General features: G+C 68.7%; 14 protein-coding genes. 6 read left to right on the forward strand and 8 right to left on the reverse strand.

The genetic code is table 11. The features are described 5' to 3' along the window. Positions 1-3 precede the first annotated feature (3 nt). The 3 genes from AC1DER_RS11130 to AC1DER_RS11140 form a co-directional block, all read right to left on the reverse strand. Entirely contained in the window at positions 4-1,116 is a 1,113-nt protein-coding gene (locus tag AC1DER_RS11130; protein WP_477357956.1) for a pectinesterase family protein, read from the reverse strand. Positions 1,117-1,141: 25 nt separating this feature from the next. Further along, on the reverse strand, positions 1,142-2,494 hold the full coding sequence (locus AC1DER_RS11135) for a pectate lyase family protein (RefSeq protein ID WP_477248126.1): 1,353 nt from the start codon (positions 2,492-2,494) through the stop codon (positions 1,142-1,144). 138 nt (positions 2,495-2,632) lie between these two features. Further along, positions 2,633-5,440, reverse strand: coding sequence for a TonB-dependent receptor (locus AC1DER_RS11140; protein ID WP_477357959.1), 2,808 nt, complete (start codon positions 5,438-5,440; stop codon positions 2,633-2,635). A gap of 219 nt (positions 5,441-5,659) precedes the next feature. Here AC1DER_RS11140 and AC1DER_RS11145 point away from each other — a divergent pair, with 219 nt between their 5' ends. The 3 genes from AC1DER_RS11145 to AC1DER_RS11155 all read left to right on the forward strand — a co-directional run bounded on the left by AC1DER_RS11145 (position 5,660) and on the right by AC1DER_RS11155 (position 7,899). Then, complete coding sequence (locus AC1DER_RS11145) at positions 5,660-6,718, forward strand: sugar kinase (protein WP_477357962.1); 1,059 nt, start codon at positions 5,660-5,662, stop codon at positions 6,716-6,718. Beyond that, positions 6,705-7,340, forward strand: coding sequence for a bifunctional 4-hydroxy-2-oxoglutarate aldolase/2-dehydro-3-deoxy-phosphogluconate aldolase (gene eda, locus AC1DER_RS11150; protein WP_441815321.1), 636 nt, complete (start codon positions 6,705-6,707; stop codon positions 7,338-7,340). Before AC1DER_RS11145 ends, eda begins: the two co-directional genes overlap by 14 nt. 172 nt (positions 7,341-7,512) lie before the next feature. Next, positions 7,513-7,899, forward strand: a complete 387-nt coding sequence (locus AC1DER_RS11155; RefSeq protein ID WP_158732745.1) for an HU family DNA-binding protein — start codon at positions 7,513-7,515, stop codon at positions 7,897-7,899. Between the two features lie 120 nt (positions 7,900-8,019). Here AC1DER_RS11155 and AC1DER_RS11160 read toward each other — a convergent pair whose 3' ends face one another. After that, on the reverse strand, positions 8,020-8,628 hold the full coding sequence (locus AC1DER_RS11160; RefSeq protein WP_477248119.1) for a nucleotidyltransferase family protein: 609 nt from the start codon (positions 8,626-8,628) through the stop codon (positions 8,020-8,022). Next, on the reverse strand, positions 8,625-9,605 hold the full coding sequence (locus AC1DER_RS11165) for an XdhC family protein (protein WP_477248117.1): 981 nt from the start codon (positions 9,603-9,605) through the stop codon (positions 8,625-8,627). Before AC1DER_RS11165 ends, AC1DER_RS11160 begins: the two co-directional genes overlap by 4 nt. A gap of 115 nt (positions 9,606-9,720) precedes the next feature. Between AC1DER_RS11165 and AC1DER_RS11170 the strand changes: the two genes are divergently transcribed. Genes AC1DER_RS11170 through AC1DER_RS11180 form a run of 3 tightly spaced genes read left to right on the forward strand, consistent with a single transcriptional unit; the run spans position 9,721 to position 13,016 of the window. Then, complete coding sequence (locus AC1DER_RS11170) at positions 9,721-10,176, forward strand: (2Fe-2S)-binding protein (RefSeq protein WP_477248115.1); 456 nt, start codon at positions 9,721-9,723, stop codon at positions 10,174-10,176. Positions 10,177-10,219: 43 nt separating this feature from the next. After that, a complete protein-coding gene (locus AC1DER_RS11175) occupies positions 10,220-12,415 on the forward strand; it encodes a xanthine dehydrogenase family protein molybdopterin-binding subunit (protein WP_477248113.1) in 2,196 nt (731 codons plus the stop codon). A 10-nt stretch (positions 12,416-12,425) separates the two neighbouring features. Beyond that, positions 12,426-13,016, forward strand: a complete 591-nt coding sequence (locus AC1DER_RS11180) for a hypothetical protein (protein ID WP_477248111.1) — start codon at positions 12,426-12,428, stop codon at positions 13,014-13,016. 61 nt (positions 13,017-13,077) lie between these two features. Here the strand turns inward: AC1DER_RS11180 and AC1DER_RS11185 are convergent, their stop codons facing one another. Genes AC1DER_RS11185 through AC1DER_RS11195 form a run of 3 tightly spaced genes read right to left on the reverse strand, consistent with a single transcriptional unit; the run spans position 13,078 to position 18,857 of the window. After that, a complete protein-coding gene (locus AC1DER_RS11185; protein ID WP_477248109.1) occupies positions 13,078-16,260 on the reverse strand; it encodes an efflux RND transporter permease subunit in 3,183 nt (1,060 codons plus the stop codon). Positions 16,261-16,272: 12 nt separating this feature from the next. Continuing rightward, positions 16,273-17,538: an efflux RND transporter periplasmic adaptor subunit gene (locus tag AC1DER_RS11190; protein WP_477248107.1), complete on the reverse strand. Its 1,266-nt coding sequence runs from the start codon at positions 17,536-17,538 to the stop codon at positions 16,273-16,275. Continuing rightward, positions 17,535-18,857, reverse strand: coding sequence for a TolC family protein (locus tag AC1DER_RS11195; RefSeq protein WP_477357965.1), 1,323 nt, complete (start codon positions 18,855-18,857; stop codon positions 17,535-17,537). Before AC1DER_RS11195 ends, AC1DER_RS11190 begins: the two co-directional genes overlap by 4 nt. Between the last annotated feature and the right edge of the window lie 7 nt (positions 18,858-18,864).

Below are 18,864 nucleotides of genomic sequence, written 5' to 3' on the forward strand. Positions count from 1 at the left end.
TCGTTACGCTTCGGGTTTCCAGCCGGCGAGCACGCGCGCTCGCGTGTACATCGCCAGCTGCCGTGGATCGATCTGGCGCCGCGTTGGCGAGCGATGAGCACCCGGGCCGCGGCTGTCGTGCTCGAACAGCCGCGCCAGCTCCGGCTCCAGCATCACGCGCTGGCCGTCGCGCGCGGTGTAGCCCATCGCGTCCCAGCCCTTGGCGTCGATGTGCGCATCCATCCAGCAAGAAAGGTAGACCGCGGCCCCGACCGCATCGGGGTCGCCGTACTTGCCGTCGGCAAACGTGCGACCGGGGCGCCACGCGCGTCCGAGTGCGACGCTGGCGTCGGGGATCTGCGCATCGCGGCTGAGGCGGCAGCGCAGGAAGGTCAGGCCATAGGTTTGGCTGGCCGGCGTGCACGGCACGGCGACATAGCCCTGGCGGTCCTTGCCCGGCCGGAACCGCGAATGCAATTCGCAATCCTCGAACAGCGCATTGCCGCCGCCAAAGACGAAGTCGACGCTGCCGCTGATGCGGCAGCTGCGGAACAGGCTGCGCCCGGCATCGGCGAACAATGTGTCCTGATGGCCGCTGAGGTCGACGTCGTCGAACTCGCAGCGGTCGGCGCCGGCATCGAGCATCAGCGCCACCGCCTGCGCACCGTTCGGGCCGATCGGTTCGAACTTCGGCGTGGCCAGGCTGCCGACGTAGTCAAACGCGTTCTCGATCGCCAGCCGCTGCGCGCGGAAGTCCGGCGCGCGCACCGTGACACTGGCGCAGCCCCAGGTACCCCAGGGTTCGCCGTCGGGGCGCTTCATGCCGGCGGCGGCGTCGAAGGTGAGCACGCTGTCGCGGCGGTCCTCGCCGACCAGGTGGATGTTGGGCCGGTCGACCACCACCTTCTCGTGCCAGCGCCCGCGCGTGACCAGGATACGGAACGGCACCCGGCCCTCCACCGGTGCGGCGGCAATCGCCTCGCCGACGCTGGCGAACGTGCGCACGCCCGGCTGGGGCGTGCGCGCGACGATGGCGTCGAATGGCGGCGCGGTGGCGGCTGCCCGCAGCGGCGGAAGCGTGGCCGCGGCTGCGACGGTCAGCGACGCCTGCAGCAGGCGTCGCCTTTGCTTCGACACATCATGGTTCATCAAGGTCGGACGCTCACTTGAATGGACCTGCCCCCAGGATGACCGTCAACGGCACCGACCAGGTCGGATCAATGCGTCGATACAGCGTCGGCGTCCATGCCACGTTCGGATCGAGCGGCGTGGCGCTGGTCGCATTGAAAGCGGCGACCACGTCGACCTCGCTGAAGCGGGTGAAACCGTTCAGCAGCGTGCCCTGTGCATGCAGCGCGGTGCCGTTGAAGCGTTCCACGAAAAGGTCCGGGGTAACCGCGACGGGCATCAGGAAATGGTTGTTCTGTGCGTATATCTGCGACTCGATGCCGGCGCCCCAGCTGTAGCCGTAGGTCAGGGCGCCGTCATTGGTCAGGCTGTACTGGTTGTTGTAGACGTGGACCTGGCCGTAGCGCACCCGCGGCACGCGCTGGCCGAGGTCGTGGAACAGATTGTGGTGCAGGCTCACGCGCAGCTTGCCGCGGTCGGCGACGGCGCTGTCGGACGAACCGATCAGCATCGCCTTGTCGTGGTTGGCCAGCAGGTTCCACGAGACCGTGACCAGGTCGGACTCGTTGGTCACGTCGACCAGGCCGTCGTGAACCTGGTACAGCCGGCCGAAATAGGTCGGCTGGGTGCGGTCGGCGCTGTCGATGTCGAGGAAGGCGTTGTGGTCGATCCAGACATGGGTCGAGTTGCGCACCGAGATGGCGTCGTACAGCGAGTTCCAGTTGCCCTCGGCGCCGTCGGTCGGCGCCCACTGCGGGAAGCAGTCGTAGGTGTCGACGGAGCTGATGTTGCGCACGATCACGTTCATTGGCTGGTTGCCGCTGGTGCTACCCGGGCGGATGTCGATCCACGCGCCGCGCAGCCCGGCGCCGTGACCGACGCCGACGATGGTGGTGTTGGCCGGCACGCGGATGCGCACGCGCGCCTGCTGCGCCGCGGCCGAGGCCACGCGCGCGCGCTCGAGCGGGCCACTGGGATTCACTCGGCCCCACACGGCCGGGTCGTAGGTAGCGAGGAATGCCTCGAGCGAATAGGGCGTGGCCGTCTGCGGATCCGGTCGTGCGTAGTCGGCGCAGGTCAACGGATTGCCGGCGTCGTCGACGTTGGCGTCGATCATGCCGGCGATGCGGATGATCTTCGGCGTGGCGTCGGGGAATGCCAGGGCGGCAACGAGCGCGTTGCGGTCGCTGACGGTGTAGACGTGCGCGGCATCGGCGGCCGAGCCACCGGTGGTGCCTTGCGGCAAGGCGGCGGTAGGCTGCGAGGCCCAGCCGTCATTGGGTGCAAGGGTCTGGCGTTCTAGATCGGCCGGTGGCGCGGCGATGGTGCCGGCGACGGGCAGGGACAACAGCATTGCGGACAGCAGGACGGACGTGCGAGTGCTCATCGATACCGCTCCTTCGTGGTGTGGACGGAGCGGACGTCGGCAGCGGAGGCGGCACGGCGTCCGCTGATGGGACACGACATGCGACTGCGGCAGGTAGCACCCCTCTCCCGCGAGCGGGAGAGGGGCTTGAGGCAAGCATCAGAACTTGTAGCGCGCGCCCAGGAAGTACTGGCGGCCGGTGTGGTGGTAGACCGATGCGCGATCGCCGATCGAATCCACCCACTGGTCCTGGAACTCGTCGGTCAGGTTCAGACCTTCCAGGGTCAGCTCGAACTGATCGTTGATCTTGTACGAGGCCGACATGTCGATGGTCAGCGTTTCGGCCGTGCCTTCGACGTCGTTGTTGTTGCGTCCCGGCACGGTGGTCAGGAACTGGTCGCGGTACGCAGCCGAGACACGCGCGCTGAACTTGTCGCCTTCGTAGTAGAGCGTGGCGTTGTAGGCGTTCTTCGACAGGCCGACCAGGTCGGTCCTGAGCGAGTTGGCGCCCGCGGCGGTCATGTACTGGATCTTGGAATCGACGTAGGTGTAGTTGAGCTGCACACCGAAGTCGCTCCAGAAACCAGGCAGGAAGGTGAACGGCTGCTGGTAGCTCAGCTCGGCGCCCTGCAGGTCACCGCCCGGGGTGTTGAGCGGGATGTTGAACTGGAAGTCGTCGGTCGGCAGCGCGGTGGTGCCGGCCAGCAGGCTGTCCGGCAAACCGGAGGTGTTGTACGGACGGATTTCGCGCGAGGTCTGCACGAAGGTGTCGATGTCCTTGTAGAACAGCCCCAGGCTCAGCAGCGCCTCTTCGGTGAAGTACCACTCGAAGCTCAGGTCGAAGGTCTTGGCGCGGAACGGTTCCAGGTCCGGGTTGCCGCCGGTGACGACCTTGTTGCCGCCGCTGACGCTGACCGTGACGCCCGGGGTCAGGTTGCCCAGGCCCGGGCGCGCCATCACCTTGGCGCCGGCCAGGCGGATCAGGAAGTCCGGCGTGACATCGGCGACCAGGTTGAACGAGGGCAGGGTGTCGTCGTAGCTGCGCTTGACCGTGGTCAGCCTCGGCGTGCCGCCGACGGTGGCGTAGCCGGTCGAGGCCTGCGACGTGTTGACCTGGCGCACGCCGACGTTGCCGCTGAAGGGCATGCTGCCGATCTGCGTGTTGAAGTCGCCCTGGATGAAGAAGCCCTGGTCGCGTTCGGTCACGCTGCGGTTGTTGCCGAGCACGCCGGGCACCTGGTCGCTGACGGCGAACATGCCGCTGTCGCTGTAGATGCCGAAGGCACGGTTGAACGCATCGATGTCCGGGATCAGCCAGGTCGAGTCGTTGCCGGCGCCGGCATTGATATCTTCCAGGCTCATCTGGCGGGTGAAGTCGGCCAGTGTCGAGCCGGCCGGCAGCGCCGGGATCGTCAGCTCGTTGGCGCGACGCTCTTCGCGGGACTCGAAGGTGTACTCCTTGAACTGGCCGCCACCCTTGAGGCTGAAGGCATCGTTCAACGCCCAGGTGAAGCCGAGCTGGCCGCTGTCGATGGTGTTCTCGGCGAACTGCGGACGCAGGCGGATCTCGGACGTGCCGCTGATGAAACCCCACTGCGACGGATCGTTGACGTCGAAGCCGTTGTGGATGATGGGCAGGCGGTTGTCGCCGCGGTAGTCGTAGCTGTAGCCCTGGGCGTTGTTGCGGTCGAGCGTGATGGTGGTCTGGATCGGGTTTTCGAACTCGCTCTTGGCCTGGCCGAACTCGGCGTTGACCTTGAAGTCGTCGGTGATCGAGTGGTCGGCGTAGAAGTTCCACTGCGTGAACTTCGTCTCCAGCTCGTCGTAGCGTGCCTCGGAGCGGACGTCGACGTTGTTGAACAGGCCGTAGACCATGTTGCCGTGCGCATCGACCGCGCTGTCGACGACCACCGTCTGCGGCTTGCCGGTGCCGGTGCGGCTGAAGGAGATGCCTTCCAGGAAGTTCTCGGTGCGGTTGGCGTCCAGGTCGGCGTACATCAGGTCCAGGCCCATGTGGGTGCTGGCGCTGGGATCGAACTGCAGCGAAGCGGTCACGCCCAGGCGTTCCTGCTCGTGCTCGAGCACGCCGTAACGCGGGATGCGCGGATGGAACACGGCGGCGTTCTCGACCGACGGCGTGCCCGAGAAGCCGCCGCTGCTGGTGCCGTTGTCCCAGCGCACCGTGCTGTGGCCTTCCTCGATCAGGCGACGCTTGGTATAGGCGACCGACATCAGCGCGCCGAACTTGTTGTCGAACCAGGTGTCGCTGATGAGCATCGTGGCGCGCGGATCGAGATCGCCGGCCAGGTCGTTGTAGCCCATCTGCGCGCCGGTGACGAAGGTGAAGCCGTCGTAGTCGAACGGGCGTGCGGTCTGCAGGTCGACGGTGGCGCCGAGCGAGCCTTCCTCGATGTCCGCCGAGGCGGTCTTGCGCACCTTGATGCTGTTGAACAGCTCGGAGGCGAACACGTTGAAGTCGAAGCCGCGGCCGCGGTTGGCGCCGCCGGAACTGTCGGTGCCGCCGGTGGTGGTCAGCGCCTCCATGCCGTTGATGCGCACGCGGGTGAAATCCGGGCCCAGGCCGCGCACCGAGATCTGCCGCCCCTCACCGGCGTCTCGTGCAATCGACACACCCGGAATGCGCTGCAATGATTCGGCCAGGTTCAGGTCCGGGAAGTCGGCGATGTCCTCGGCAACGATGGCATCGACCACGCCGGTTTCGCTGCGCTTGATGTCGAGCGCGCGCTCGAGGCTGCCGCGGAAGCCGGTGACCACGACCGTGTCGAGATCGGTCGCCTGCTGGCCCTGGGCGGCGGTATTGGTGACGGCTTCGGCCGGTGCGGTGGACTTGTTGGTCGTCGACGCATCCTGGGCAAGCGCGCTGAGCGCCGCCATCTGGAGCGCGAGGCCTATCGAGGCCGCCAATAAGGTAACCGGTGTCTTTTTGGTGGCACGCTGAAATTGCATAGGTTCCCCTCCCTAATGACGAATACAGCTTGTAAGGTGCTTGTTGACTGGCTTGCGACGCTTGCTATCGTGTTCCGGCGGTGCAAATGACACCGATGGTCAAAACCCTAGCAAAAGGGACGGCGGATGGCATGCTGCGGTGCGCCATAACCGGCCCGCGGGGTCGCCATCGGGCCATCCATGGGGTCACCGTGCGACCCAGAAGGGGTCACAAGCCGCATGACTGGCGGTATCAATAGGGGCAATTCCTTCCTCCGGGAGCAGGGCGTGAGTCAACGGATCGTGTGTTTTGGGGAACTGCTGCTGCGCCTGTCGGCGCCGGGGCGGGAGCGTCTTCTACAGTCGCCGGGCCTGGACGTCCACATCGGTGGCGCCGAAGCCAACGTCGCCGTGTCGCTGGTGCGGTTCGGCCACGACGCAGCTGTGGTCAGCACGGTGGCCGACAACGCGCTGGGCGAGGCGGCGGTCGGAGAACTGCGCCGGCATGGCGTCGACACGCGTCATGTGCGCACAGCGCACGGACGCATGGGTCTGTACTTCCTGTCGCACGGCGCGATGCAGCGCCCGAGCGAAGTGCTGTACGACCGCGCCGATTCGGCGTTCGTGCGCGCGACCAGCTACGACTGGGACGCGATGCTCGACGGCGCAAGCTGGCTGCACCTGTCCGGCGTGAGCCCGGCACTGGGCGCCGCGACGGCCGAGGCGACCATCGCCGCGGCCCGCGCCGCGCGCCGGCGCGGGGTCAAGGTGTCGTTCGACGGCAACTTCCGCGGCAAGCTCTGGCAGGCCTGGAACGGCGATGCTGGCACCATCCTGCGCAGCATCTTTGCCGAAGCCGATGTGCTGTTCGCCGACCATCGCGACATCGCGGTGGTGCTTGGGCAGGCCAGCAGCGGGGAAGGCGAGGATGCCGTGGCCGATGCGGCCGCGCACGCGTTTGCCGCTTTCGAGCATCTGCAATGGCTGGCCTGCACCCTGCGTGGCCAGCACAGCGTCGACCACCACACGCTGTCGGCGGTGATGGTCGGCCGCGGTGGCGAGCGCCATCGCGCACCCGCCTACGAGCTGGAGGCGATCGTCGATCGCATCGGCACCGGCGATGCATTCGCCGCCGGCGTGCTGCACGGCCTGATCGAGGGCATGGCCCCGGCCGAAATGCTGCATTTCGGGCTTGGCGCGGCCTGCCTCAAGCATTCGCTGCCGGGCGATTTCAACCTGGTCGCACGCGCGGACGTGGAGGATTTCATGGCGCAGGCGGGCTTCCATGTCCGTCGTTGATGCGCGGGCACTGCTGCGCGGCAGCCGCATCATCCCGGTGTACACGCCGCGCAGCGTCGTGGAAGCCGTAAACGTGGCACAGGCGCTGCTGCGCGGCGGTATCGACGCCATCGAAGTCACGCTGCGCACGCCGGTGGCGCTGGACGCGATCGCCGCCGTCGCCGAACAGGTGCCGGGCATGAAGGTCGGTGCCGGCACCGTGCTCGACGTCGGGCAGATGCGCCAGGTGCAGCGCGCCGGCGCCTCGTTTGCGGTGTCGCCGGGTTCCTCGGCGAAACTGCTGGCGGCCGCGCGCGACGAATCGATGGCCTACCTGCCCGGCGTCGCCACCGGCAGCGAAGTGATGACGGCGGTGGCCGCGGGGTTCGGCCTGCTCAAGGTGTTCCCGGCCGAGGCGATCAATGCGCTGGCGTTGCTGGCTGCCTGGCGCGGGCCGTTCGCCGGGGTCAGCTTCTGTCCGACCGGCGGTATCGACGCCACGCGGGCGCCCGAATACCTGCGCCAGCCCAACGTCGCCTGCCTGGGCGGATCGTGGCTGACACCCGCCGACGCACTGGCGCACGGCGACTGGAACCGCATCGAAACCCTGGCGCGCGGGGCCGCGGCGTTGTCGATTGTCTGACGGACAAACGGTCGCGGCGGGCCATCCGGATGGCCGCAAACGAAGAAAGTAGCGATTTCCCGCATTTTTTCGCCTCTTACCACTTGGCGTCGCCTTTGGCTTGCCCTACATTCCGCTTGCCTAGCGGGGAAATCCGGGCACCCATCAACTAATCGAGTACTACGAGACACATATGGCGAAGACGAAGAAAGTGGCAAAGAAGGCCGCGCCGAAGAAGGCCGCCGCCGCCAAGCCGGCTGCACCGAAGCCGATCAAGGAAGCGCTGACCAAGTCGGGCCTGGTGGCGCACATCGCCGAGGCTGCTGGCGTTGCTGCCAAGGACGTGCGCGCTGTCCTGGCTGCGCTGGAAGGCGCAGTGCACGGCTCGGTCAGCAAGAAGGGCGCCGGTGCATTCACCCTGCCGGGCCTGCTGAAGATCACCGCCGTCAGCGTTGCGGCCAAGCCGAAGCGCAAGGGCATCAACCCGTTCACCAAGGAAGAAGTCTGGTTTGCCGCCAAGCCGGCTTCGGTCAAGGTCAAGGTCCGTCCGCTGAAGAAGCTGAAGGACGCCGCAGCCTGATAGCTGCGTGATGTACCGGGATGCGGTGTGCGCAAGCCACCGCATCCATTCCGGCCCGCGTGCATGCGCCGGCCGTCGATTCAGCGTCTCCGGGCGCCACGCCCCGACACCGATCCGCGCTCAGCGGTCGAGCACTCCCAGCGCCGCGGCTTCTTCGACGTCCTCCTCGCGATCGATGTCCAGTCGCAGTTCCGGCGCATCCAGCCGCCATACCGTCGCCGCCATCGCCGTCAGCTGCGCGCCCAGTCCGCGATCGCCCTGAAGTTGTGCGCAGGACTGCATCAGCGCCATCGTGACCACCGCCGGAATGCCGGCCGCTTCGCCGTGCGTGGTTGCCGCGCACCCCGAGGCCGACGCGCCCGCGCCCAGCAACAGCGCGTGGAGATGAGCGAGTTCCAGCGCCGGCTGGTCGCAGCCGAGCACGAGCACCGACCCGTCGAATCCCGACAGTGCCGCGGCCGCGCACTTCAGGCTGCTGGCCAGGCCTTGCGACCAGTCGGGGTTGACGATGCATTGCGCGCCTGAATCCGCCGCTGCGGCTGCCACCCGTGCCGCATCGGCGCCGGTCACCAGCAGCAACCGTCGCGGTCGTGTCGCGGCGGCCAGGCGCAGGGCACGGTGGACCAGGGTCTCGCCGTCCCTGCACAGCAGCTGTTTGGGACGTCCGAGGCGGCGACTGCCGCCGGCCGCAAGCACGACCGCGGCATGTGTCGTCGTCGCCTCGCTCATGCGCGACCGCCGTGCAGATGGTTCTGCAGCTGGGCGGCGATGCTCAGCGCGATCGCCTCCGGCCCAGTGCCGCCGAGTGCCAGCCCCACCGGCGAATGCAGGCGCGGCAACAGCGCGTCGCGCACCGGGGCCGACAGCACGCGGAACAGATCCTCGCGGCGGCGCACCGGGCCAAGCAGGCCGATGAAGCGGATGCTGCCCTCCGCCAGCGCCGCCAGTGCTTCGCGGTCGAGTTCGAAATGGTGGTGCATCACCAGTGCCGCATCAAACTGGCCCTCGGCCGCCGGCAGCACCTGTGCCGGCAACTGGGCGAGGGCGACGTCGGCAGCCGCGGCGGCGGACTGCCAGCGCGGGCGGCGCTCGACCAGCGTGGTGGTGAAGCCGAGCAGGCGCAGCATCGGCAGCAGCAGTTCGGTCTCCGGGCCGGCGCCGAGCAGCAGCACCGACGGCGGGCGCGCGATGCTCAGCGTCCAGGCCGGCGGCACATCCGGCCACGGCACGGGCGTGACTTCAAAACGGTGTTCGCCCTGCTGCGAACCAACGCTGCCGACGAACACGCCGCCGGGATCCAGGGTGAACTCGAGTGGTCCCTGCCGCGAGCGCCACGCCGTGATCAGTGCCGGCCATGGTGCCAGTTCCGCCAGCGGCACCAGCGCGATCCGAAGGCGGCCGCGGCAACCGACGGCGGACCCGGAGAGCAGGTCCTCGTCGTTGCGCGTGTCGATCTCCAGCCACTGGATCGCCTGCGTGCGCACCGCTTCGGCGGCGCGCAGTGCGATTTCCGGCTCCAGGCAGCCGCCACTGAGCCAGCCGACCTGGCGGCCTTCGCTGCCGAACAGCGCCAGTGCGCCGGCATGGACGTAGGTCGAGCCCGACGTCTCCAGCACCAGGGCAAGGGCGGCCGGCTCGCCGTGTGCGATGGCGTTGGCAGTGGCTTCGAGCACGCCACGGGTGGCGCCGGGCTTGAAGGGTTCCATGGCGCGAGTCTAGAGCCTGTGCGGGCACGCTTGCCGTGATCGCCACGCCTGCACGCGGCGCTGGCAGGGGCGGTGCTAGGCTGCCCCGGTCCCCAGCCGCCGCAAGGGAATCGTCATGAAATTGCTGGTCAACGGCAGCGAGCACGAGGTCGCTGCCCCACCCGACATGCCACTGCTGTGGGTGCTGCGCGACCTGCTCCATCTCACCGGCACCAAGTTTGGCTGCGGCATCGCCCAGTGCGGCGCCTGCACGGTGCACGTCGACGGCGCACCGCGGCGCGCCTGCGTCACGCCCGTGGCCACCGTCGCAGGCAAGCAGATCACCACCATCGAAGGGCTGTCGAAGGACGGCTCGCACCCGGTGCAGCGCGCCTGGGCAGAACTCGACGTGGTCCAGTGCGGCTACTGCCAGTCCGGCCAGATCATGTCGGCCGCGGCGTTGCTGGCGAAAGTGCCGGCGCCCAGCGACACCGATATCGACCAGGCGCTGTCGGGAAACATCTGCCGTTGCGGCACGTACCAGCGCATCCGCGCCGCCGTGCATCGCGCCGCCGAGCTTGACAAGGCCTGACGCTGCAAGGCATGACATTTCCGGAGGTCCCATGAACGCCGCGATGCAAGCGTCCCGTCGTCGCTTCCTGAAGTCCGGCGCCGTCGCAGGCGCGGGCCTGGTGGTCGCTTTCGTCATTCCCGGCGCCAGTCGATTCGCATTGGCCGCCGCCGAGCCGGCAACCGCCGCCGTGGCGGCCGGCTTCGCACCCAACGCCTTCCTGCGCGTCGGCGACGACGACAGCGTGACCGTGCTGGTCTCGCATTCGGAAATGGGCCAGGGCATCTGGACCGGCCTGGCAATGCTGATCGCCGAAGAGCTGGACGCCGACTGGTCCAAAGTTCGGGTCGAACACGCACCGGCGGCGCCGGCCTATGCGCACACCGTCTTCGGCATGCAGATGACCGGCGGGTCGACCTCGACCTGGTCGGAGTTCGATCGCTATCGGCAGGCCGGCGCCACCGCGCGGGCGCTGCTGGTGGCCGCCGCCGCGCAGCGTTTCGGCGTGCCAGTCGATCAGGTCCGTACCGAGAACGGTATGGCGATTGCCGGCGACCAGCGCGCGCGCTACGGCGAACTGGTCCAGGCCGCTGCGCAGTTGCCGCCACCGGCGAAGGTGGCGCTGAAGGATGCCAAGGACTGGAAGCTGATCGGCCAGCCGACCAGACGCCTGGATACCCCGGAGAAGATTACCGGCCGCGCGCAGTTCGGCATGGACGTGCAGTTCGAAGGCCTGCTGACGGCGCTGGTCGCGCGGGCGCCGGTGTTCGGCGGCACGGTGAAGTCGTTCGATGCAACGACGGCGTTGGCCGTGCCGGGCGTGCGCAAGGTGGTGCAGGTGCCCAGTGGCGTGGCGGTGGTCGCCGACCACTTCTGGGCGGCCAAGCTCGGTCGCGATGCCCTGCGCGTCGACTGGGACCTCGGCCCCAACGCCGCGCTCGACACCCAGGCACTGCGCGAGCAGTTCCGCGCGCTCGCCGCCAATGCCGGCACGGTCGCCAGCACTGCAGGCGACGCCAAGGGCGGGATGGCCAAAGCGGCCAAGACGCTGGAGGCCGAGTACCACGTGCCGTACCTGGCGCATGCGCCGATGGAACCGCTCAACTGCACGGTCAAGATCGATGCCGCCGGCTGCGAGATCTGGACCGGCACCCAGTTCCAGACGATCGACCAGCAGGTGGCCGCGCAGATCACCGGGCTCAAGCCGGAACAGGTGCAGATCCACACCACCTTCCTGGGCGGCGGCTTCGGCCGGCGCGCCACGCCCACCTCGGATTTCGTCAGCGAAGCAGTGCAGGTGGCCAAGGCCGCAGGCGCGCCGGTGAAGACGGTCTGGACCCGCGAAGACGATGTGCGCGGCGGCTACTACCGTCCGATGTACCTGCAGCAGGCGCGCATCGGCCTGGACGCGCAGGGCATGCCGATCGCCTGGCACCACGTGCTGGTCGGGCAGTCGATCCTGGCGGGCACGCCGTTCGAATCGGCGATGGTCAAGAACGGCATCGACTCGACCTCGGTCGAGGGTGTCGCCGACTCGCCCTACCTCGAGGACATCGCCGACCACCGCGTCGAACTGCATTCGCCTCGCACGGGCATCCCGGTGTTGTGGTGGCGCTCGGTCGGGCACAGCTACAACGCATTCGTCATGGAAAGCCTGGTCGATGAACTGGCGCATGCGGCCGGCCAGGATCCGGTCGCGTACCGGCGCGCATTGCTCAGGAACCATCCGCGCCACCTGGCGGCGCTGAACCTGGCCGCGGAGAAGTCCGGCTGGGGCACGCCGCTGCCCCAGGGGCGCGGGCGTGGTGTTGCCGTGCACGAGTCGTTCGGCAGCTACCTGGCGCAAGTCGCGGAAGTGTCGGTCGAGAACGGTGCGATCCGCGTGCACCGCGTGGTCTGCGCGATCGACTGCGGCCTGGCGGTCAATCCCGAAGGCGTGCGCGCACAGATGGAATCGGGGATCGCCTTCGGCCTGGGCGCGGCGCTGCACAGCGCGCTGAACTTCAAGGACGGCCACGTGCAGGAGTCGAACTACCACGACTACCAGGTGCTGCGCTTGAGCGAGATGCCGAAGGTCGAAGCGCACATCGTGCCGAGCAGCGAAAAGATGGGCGGCGCCGGCGAGCCCGGCACCGCACCGATCGCGCCGGCCGTGGCCAATGCGGTCTTCGCCCTGACCGGCCAGCGCCTGCGCGAGTTGCCGCTGCGCCTGGCGGCTGCGGCGCCCGAAAAGAGCGCACCCGCCGCAGCCACTGCCTGAGGAGCCATCCATGCGTCTTTCGATCGCATCGCTGATCCTGTCGGCACTGGCCGTGTCCACGGCCTGCGCGCCGAAGATGAGCCCGGAGCAGAAGGCCCAGGGCATTGCCGCCTTCGCCACCATCGAGAAAGTGTTCCAGCACCCGCGCTGCAGCAACTGCCATATTCCGGGCGACCAGCCGCTGCAGTTCGATGCGCAGACGCCGCACATGATGAACGTCGTGCGCGGCCCCGACGGCAAGGGCGCGGCGGGCCTGCCATGCGCGAGTTGCCACGGCGAGGCCAACCTGCCGGCGAGCTACGGCCCGCACGCGCCACCCGGTGCGCCGCACTGGTCGCTGCCGCCACCGGACCGGAAGATGGCGTGGATCGGCGTGCCGGCGGCGCAGCTGTGCGAGATGATCAAGGACCGCAAGCGCAACGGCGATCGCGACTTCAACGCGCTGTTCAAGCACATCGCCGAGGACAAGCTGGTGCTGTGGGGCTGGGCCCCGGGTGGCAACCGCGAACCGGTGCCGGTGCCGCACGACGAGTTCGTGCAGGCCTTCAAGGCGTGGACCGACGCCGGTGGGCCGTGCCCGGACGCGGTGGGCCACTCGTGAAGCCGGGCCAGTCGTGACGTGACGGCAGGAGCCGGCGGTCGGCTCCTGCCACCGGACACCATCAGGTTGCTGCGGTCGCGTTGGTGCCCTCCTTGCGGTGCAGCCAGCGATACAGCACCGGCAGCACCAGCAGGGTCAGCAGCGTCGACGAAACGATACCGCCGATCACCACCGTCGCCAGCGGCCGTTGCACTTCCGCGCCGGCGCCCTGGTTGAACGCCATCGGCACGAAGCCCAGCGAGGCCACCAGCGCCGTCATCAGCACCGGCCGCAGCCGGCCGAGCGCACCGTCGCGAATCGCCAGGTCCAGCGCAGTGCCCTGTTCGCGCAGCTTGCGGATGAAGGCGATCATCACCAGCCCGTTGAGCACCGCCACGCCCGACAGCGCGATGAAGCCGACGCCGGCCGAAATCGACAACGGGATTCCGCGCAGCGCCAGCGCGATCACGCCGCCGGTCAGCGCCAGTGGCACGCCACTGAAGACGATGCCGGCATCGCGCACCGAGCCCAGCGACCAGAACAGCAGGGCGAAGATGATCACCAGCGTCACCGGCACCACCACCGACAGCCGCTGGCTGGCAGAGATCAGCTGTTCGAACGTGCCGCCGTAGTCGATCCAGTAGCCGCTCGGCATCTCGACCTGGCTGCCTACACGCGCGCGCAGTTCCGTCACGAAGCCGCCGAGGTCGCGGCCGCGCACGTTTGCCGTCACCACCACGCGGCGCTTGCCGTTCTCGCGGTTGATCTGGTTCGGGCCCAGTTGCGTCTCGATCCTGGCCACTTCGCGCAGCGGCACGGTGCGTGGCGTTCCCGATGTCCAGCTGCCGGCGAGGCTGGACTCGTCGTCATCCGCATCACCGCCGGGCAGCGGTATGGGCAGGTCGGCCAACGCGGCCGGATCACGCCGCAGGCGTTCGGGCAGGCGCACGACGATGTCGAAGCGACGATCGCCCTCGAACAGCTGCCCGGCGACCTCGCCGCCGACGGCGGTAGCGACCGTGGCCTGCACGTCGCCCGGATTGAGGCCGTAGCGGACCAGCGCCTGCATATCGGGGAGCACGGTCAGCAGCGGCAGGCCGGTGGTCTGCTCGATCTTGACGTCGGCCGCACCCGGCACCGACCTGGCCACCGCCTCGATGCGTTTTCCGACCTCCACCAGCGTGTCGAGGTCGTCGCCGTACACCTTCACCGCGACGTCGGCGCGCACCCCCGAGATCAGCTCGTTCATGCGCATCTGGATCGGCTGGGTGAACTCGTAGTTGTTGCCGGGCAGGCTGCGCGCCGCCGCCTCGAGTTCGGCAACCAGCGTGTCCTTGGACTTGCCAGGGTCGGGCCAGGCCTTGCGCGGCTTGAGCATCACGAACGTGTCGGTCACCGATGGCGGCATCGGGTCGTTGGCGATCTCGGCGGTGCCGATCTTGCTGAAGACCCGCTCGACTTCGGGCAACGCGCCCAGCGTGCGCTCCAGTGTCGTCTGCATGCCCACTGCCTGGGTCAGGCTGGTGCCGGGAATGCGCATGGCATGGATGGTGACGTCGCCTTCGTCGAGGTTGGGGATGAACTCGCTGCCCAGGCGCGTTGCCAGCAATCCGCAACCCACGACCAGCGCTGCCGCGGCGGCGAACACCCAGCCGCGCCGTTGCAGCGTCCACGCCAGCATCGGTGCATAGCGGCGGCTGCACCACTGCATCACCCGGTTTTCCTTCTCCTCGACGCGGCCACCCAGGAACAGCGCGATCGCCGCCGGCACGAAGGTCAGCGACAGCAGCATCGCCCCGCTCAGCGCCAGCACCACGGTGATCGCCATCGGGTGGAACATCTTCCCCTCGATGCCGGTGAGGGCGAAAATCGGCAGGTAAACCGCGGTGATGATGCCGACACCGAACAGGCTCGGCCGGATCACTTCGGCGGTTGCCGTGGCGGTCAGCTCGAAGCGCTCCTCCTTGTCCAGGGCTCGGCCCAGCAGGTGTTGCATCTCGCCGAAGCGGCGCAGGCAGTTCTCGATGATGATCACCGCGCCGTCGACGATCAGGCCGAAGTCGAGCGCGCCCAGGCTCATCAGGTTGCCCGAGACGCCGCCGCGGACCATGCCCCAGACCGTGAACAGCATCGCCAGCGGAATCACCGCGGCAGTGATCAGCGCCGCGCGGAAGTTGCCGAGCAGGACGAACAGCACCACCACCACCAGCAACGCACCCTCGGCCAGGTTCTTCGACACCGTGGCGATGGTGCGGTCGACCAGCCCGGTGCGGTCGTAGACCGGTGTCGCTTCCACCCCCGGCGGCAGGCTGGCATTGACCGCCTCCAGGCGGGCGGCGCTGGCCTGGGCGACCTGGCGGCTGTTGGCGCCCACCAGCATGAAGACGGTGCCGAGCACGACCTCGCGACCGTCCTGCGTGGCCGCGCCGTTGCGCAGCTCGGGACCCTCGCCCACGCGGGCAACGTCGCCCACGCGGATCGGCACGCCGTCGCGACGGTCGAGCACGATCTCGCCGATTGCGGCGATGTTGGCGACCTGGCCCGGCACCCGCACCAGGAACTGCTGGCCGTTGCGCTCGATGTAGCCGGCGCCGATGTTCTGGTTGTTGGCGGCGATGGCCGTTACCAGGTCGCGCAGGGTGAAGCCCAGCGCCATCATCCGCGACGGTTCCGGAGTGATGTGGATCTGCCGGGCAAAGCCGCCGATCGTGTTGACCTCGGTGACGCCCGGCGTATTGCGCAACTGCGGCCGGACCACCCAGTCCTGCAGCGTGCGCAGGTCGGTCGCGGTCCACGGCGTGCCGTTGGCCTTGCGCGCCTCGGGATTGGCCTCGACGGTGTACATGAAGATCTCGCCGAGTCCGGTCGCGATCGGCCCCATTTCCGGCTCGATCCCCGATGGCAGCTGCGAACGCGCCTGCTGCAGCCGCTCGGCCACCTGCTGGCGGGCGAAGTACAGGTCGGTGCCGTCCTTGAAGACCACCGTCACCTGCGAGAGGCCATAGCGCGACAGCGAGCGCGTGTAGTCGAGCCCGGGCAGTCCGGCCATCGCCGTCTCGATCGGGAAGGTGATGCGCTGTTCCGATTCCAGCGGTGAATATCCGGTGGCTTCGGAGTTGACCTGCACCTGGACGTTGGTGATGTCGGGCGTGGCGTCGATGGGCAGCTGGCGGAAGCTCCAGATCCCCAGCACCACCAGCACCAGGGTGAGCGCGAGCATCAGCCAGCGGTGGCCGATGGCGAAGCGGATGATTTTCTCGAGCATGTCGGCGTCTCCTCAGTGATCGTGCGAGGCGCCGGACTTTTCGATGTCCGCCTTGATGAGATAACTCTGTTCGACCACGACCAGGTCGCCCGGCTTCAGGCCGGAGCGCACTTCCACCCGTTGTCCGTCGCGTTTGCCCAGTTCCAGCGGACGCACCTCGTAGATGTCGCCGACGCGGACGAACACCACGTCCCAGTCGCGGAAGGTCTGCAACGCCGACAGCGGCACCACCAGCGACGCCGGTTGCTGGGCCACGGTGATGCGCGCGCGCACCGCCGAGCCCGGGCGCCACAAGCCGTCGATGTTGTCGAGCGTGGCGCGGGCGACCGTGCTCTGGCTGGCGGTGGCAGTGTTGGGCAGCACACGCTCGAGCTGGGTGTCGGCACTCACGCCGTCGCTCAGCCGCGTCACCCGCACCGGCACGCCTGGACGGATGTGCTGGGCGTCGGCACCGAAGATGTGCAGGTCCACCCACAGCTTCGACAGGTCGGCAATCTCGAACAAGGGCGCGCCTTCGCTGGCGACATCGCCGACGCTGGCATTGCGCGCCAGCACGACGCCGTCGATGGGCGAGGCGACCGTGTAGCTGGTCAGGCTGAGGTTGCTTTCGATCGTCGCCAGTGGCTGGCCGGCGCGGATGCGGTCGCCCAGGTTGGCGCGCAGTGCACGGACCGGCCCGGGGAAGCGTGCCGCGACTTTCGCTTCGCGGCCCTCCACCGGGGTCAGCAGACCCTGCACCTCGTGCTCGTCGGCGATCAGCCCCGGCGCTGCCGGCGCAACGCGGATGCCCGACGACTGCGCAGTGGCGTCCTCGATCCGGGTACGTCCCTCGTAGCTGGGGTAGTTCCAGCGCAGCGGCTTGCCTTCGATGCTGGCAATCACCTCGACGTCGAACGAATGCGGCTCGGCGACGGTGCCGGTGGCGATGAGGCTGCCGTCGGGCCGGGCGGTGAGGGTGTGTCGCTCGCTCGCGCCTCCCAACCGCCGCAGTCGGACTTCGACCGTGCCGGCCGTGGCCGGCAGCGGTGTCTCGCCGCGATAGATCCACGCCTGGTAGCGCGGTGGCGTGCCGTCTTCGGCGATGGCCAGTTCGACCCGATAACCGGACTGCTCCAGCACGCGTCCACCGTGGACGCCCTTGACGGCCTCTTCGGCCTGGCCGTGGTCGTCGCCGCTTTCGTCGGCGTGGCCCGCATCGCTGGAGGTTTCGCCGCCGCACGCGGACAGCAGCAGGGACAACATCAGCGCCAGCGCGCTGGTCCTGGCGAACGTGATCATGGGGTCTGGCCTCGTGCGTGGGCGGTGGCGACGACGAGGGGCTCGCCGGTGAGTCGCTGGATTTCGATCAGGGCACGCTGCGCCGACAGCGCGGCCTCGAGTTGCTGGCGGCGTGCGTCGGTGACGTCCGATTGCAGCTGCGACAGTTCCAGGTAGCTGATCGCACCGGCGCCAAATGCGTGCTCGGCCGCGCGCTGTGCACGCGCCAGTTTCGGCAACACGTCATCGCGCAGGCGCAGCACTTCCAGTTGCGCCACGCGGTAGCGGCCGTGGGCCTCGACCAGGGTCGAGTACAGCGCCATGCCCTGTGCCTCGCGTTCCACTTCGGTGACGACCAGCTCTGCCTCCGCCGCGCGCACCAGCGGCTGCGCACGGCTGCGGCTGGCCAGCGGCAGCGAAACGCCGCCGAGCAGCGCGACGTCGTTGTCGGCGGCGTCGGTCTTCTCGTTGAACATCCGCACGCCCACCTGCCATTGCAGGTCCGGCGCGGCCTGGGCACGCGCCAGCTGCAGGCGTGCTTCCCCGATCCGGCGCTGGTCGGCGAAACGCAGCAGTTCCGGTGTGCGCAGCAGCAGTTCGGCGAGGACGTCGAAATCGGCAATGTCCGGCAGCGCCAGCAGGCTGGCGCTGGCGAGCTCGAAGTCGGGTTCGCGTTCGCCCCACAGTGCGGCCAGGTGCTGGCGTGCGGCATCGCGCGCCTGGGTGGCGCGGCGGCGTTCGAGTTCGGCGCGTGCCAGTGCCGCCTGCGCGGTAAGCGCCACCGACTCGGGCGATGCGCCGGCATCGAGGCGCCGCTGCGCGGCGGCCACGGTGCGGCGTCGCTGCGCGATGTCGTCGTCGGCGATCTGCAGCAGCGGCGTGCCCGCGGCGACGCTGAGGTAGCGCCGCGCGGTTTCCGCCAGCAGGTCCAGGCGGGTGGTTTCGCGCTCCATGCCGAGCGCGTCGATGCGGCTTTGCGCGAGCGCGCGGCGAGCGTCGCGCTTGCCGCCGCGTTCGAGCACCGAGGCCAGCGTCAGGCTCAGTTCGGCGCGGTCCAGCCCGCGGTAGTCGTTGCTGCCCAGTACGTTCTCGAGTTCGGCGCCGGCGACCAGCGCGGGACGCTGACCGGCGAGCTCGCGCTCGGCGCTGAGGATGTCGCCGCGCACGTCGGACAGGCGAAGGTCGGGATGGGGCAGTGGCTGGTCCGGGCTGCCCGATGACTTGGGGGCAACGACGCGTGCGAACGCATCGTCCAGGGTCAGGCGGTCGGCGGCTTGGGCGGGCAGGGCCGCAGCAAGCACGACGACCAACGCGGCACAGGCCGCGAGTCGCGAAGGCATGGGAATT

This window comes from Lysobacter sp. 05T417, from assembly GCF_056396405.1.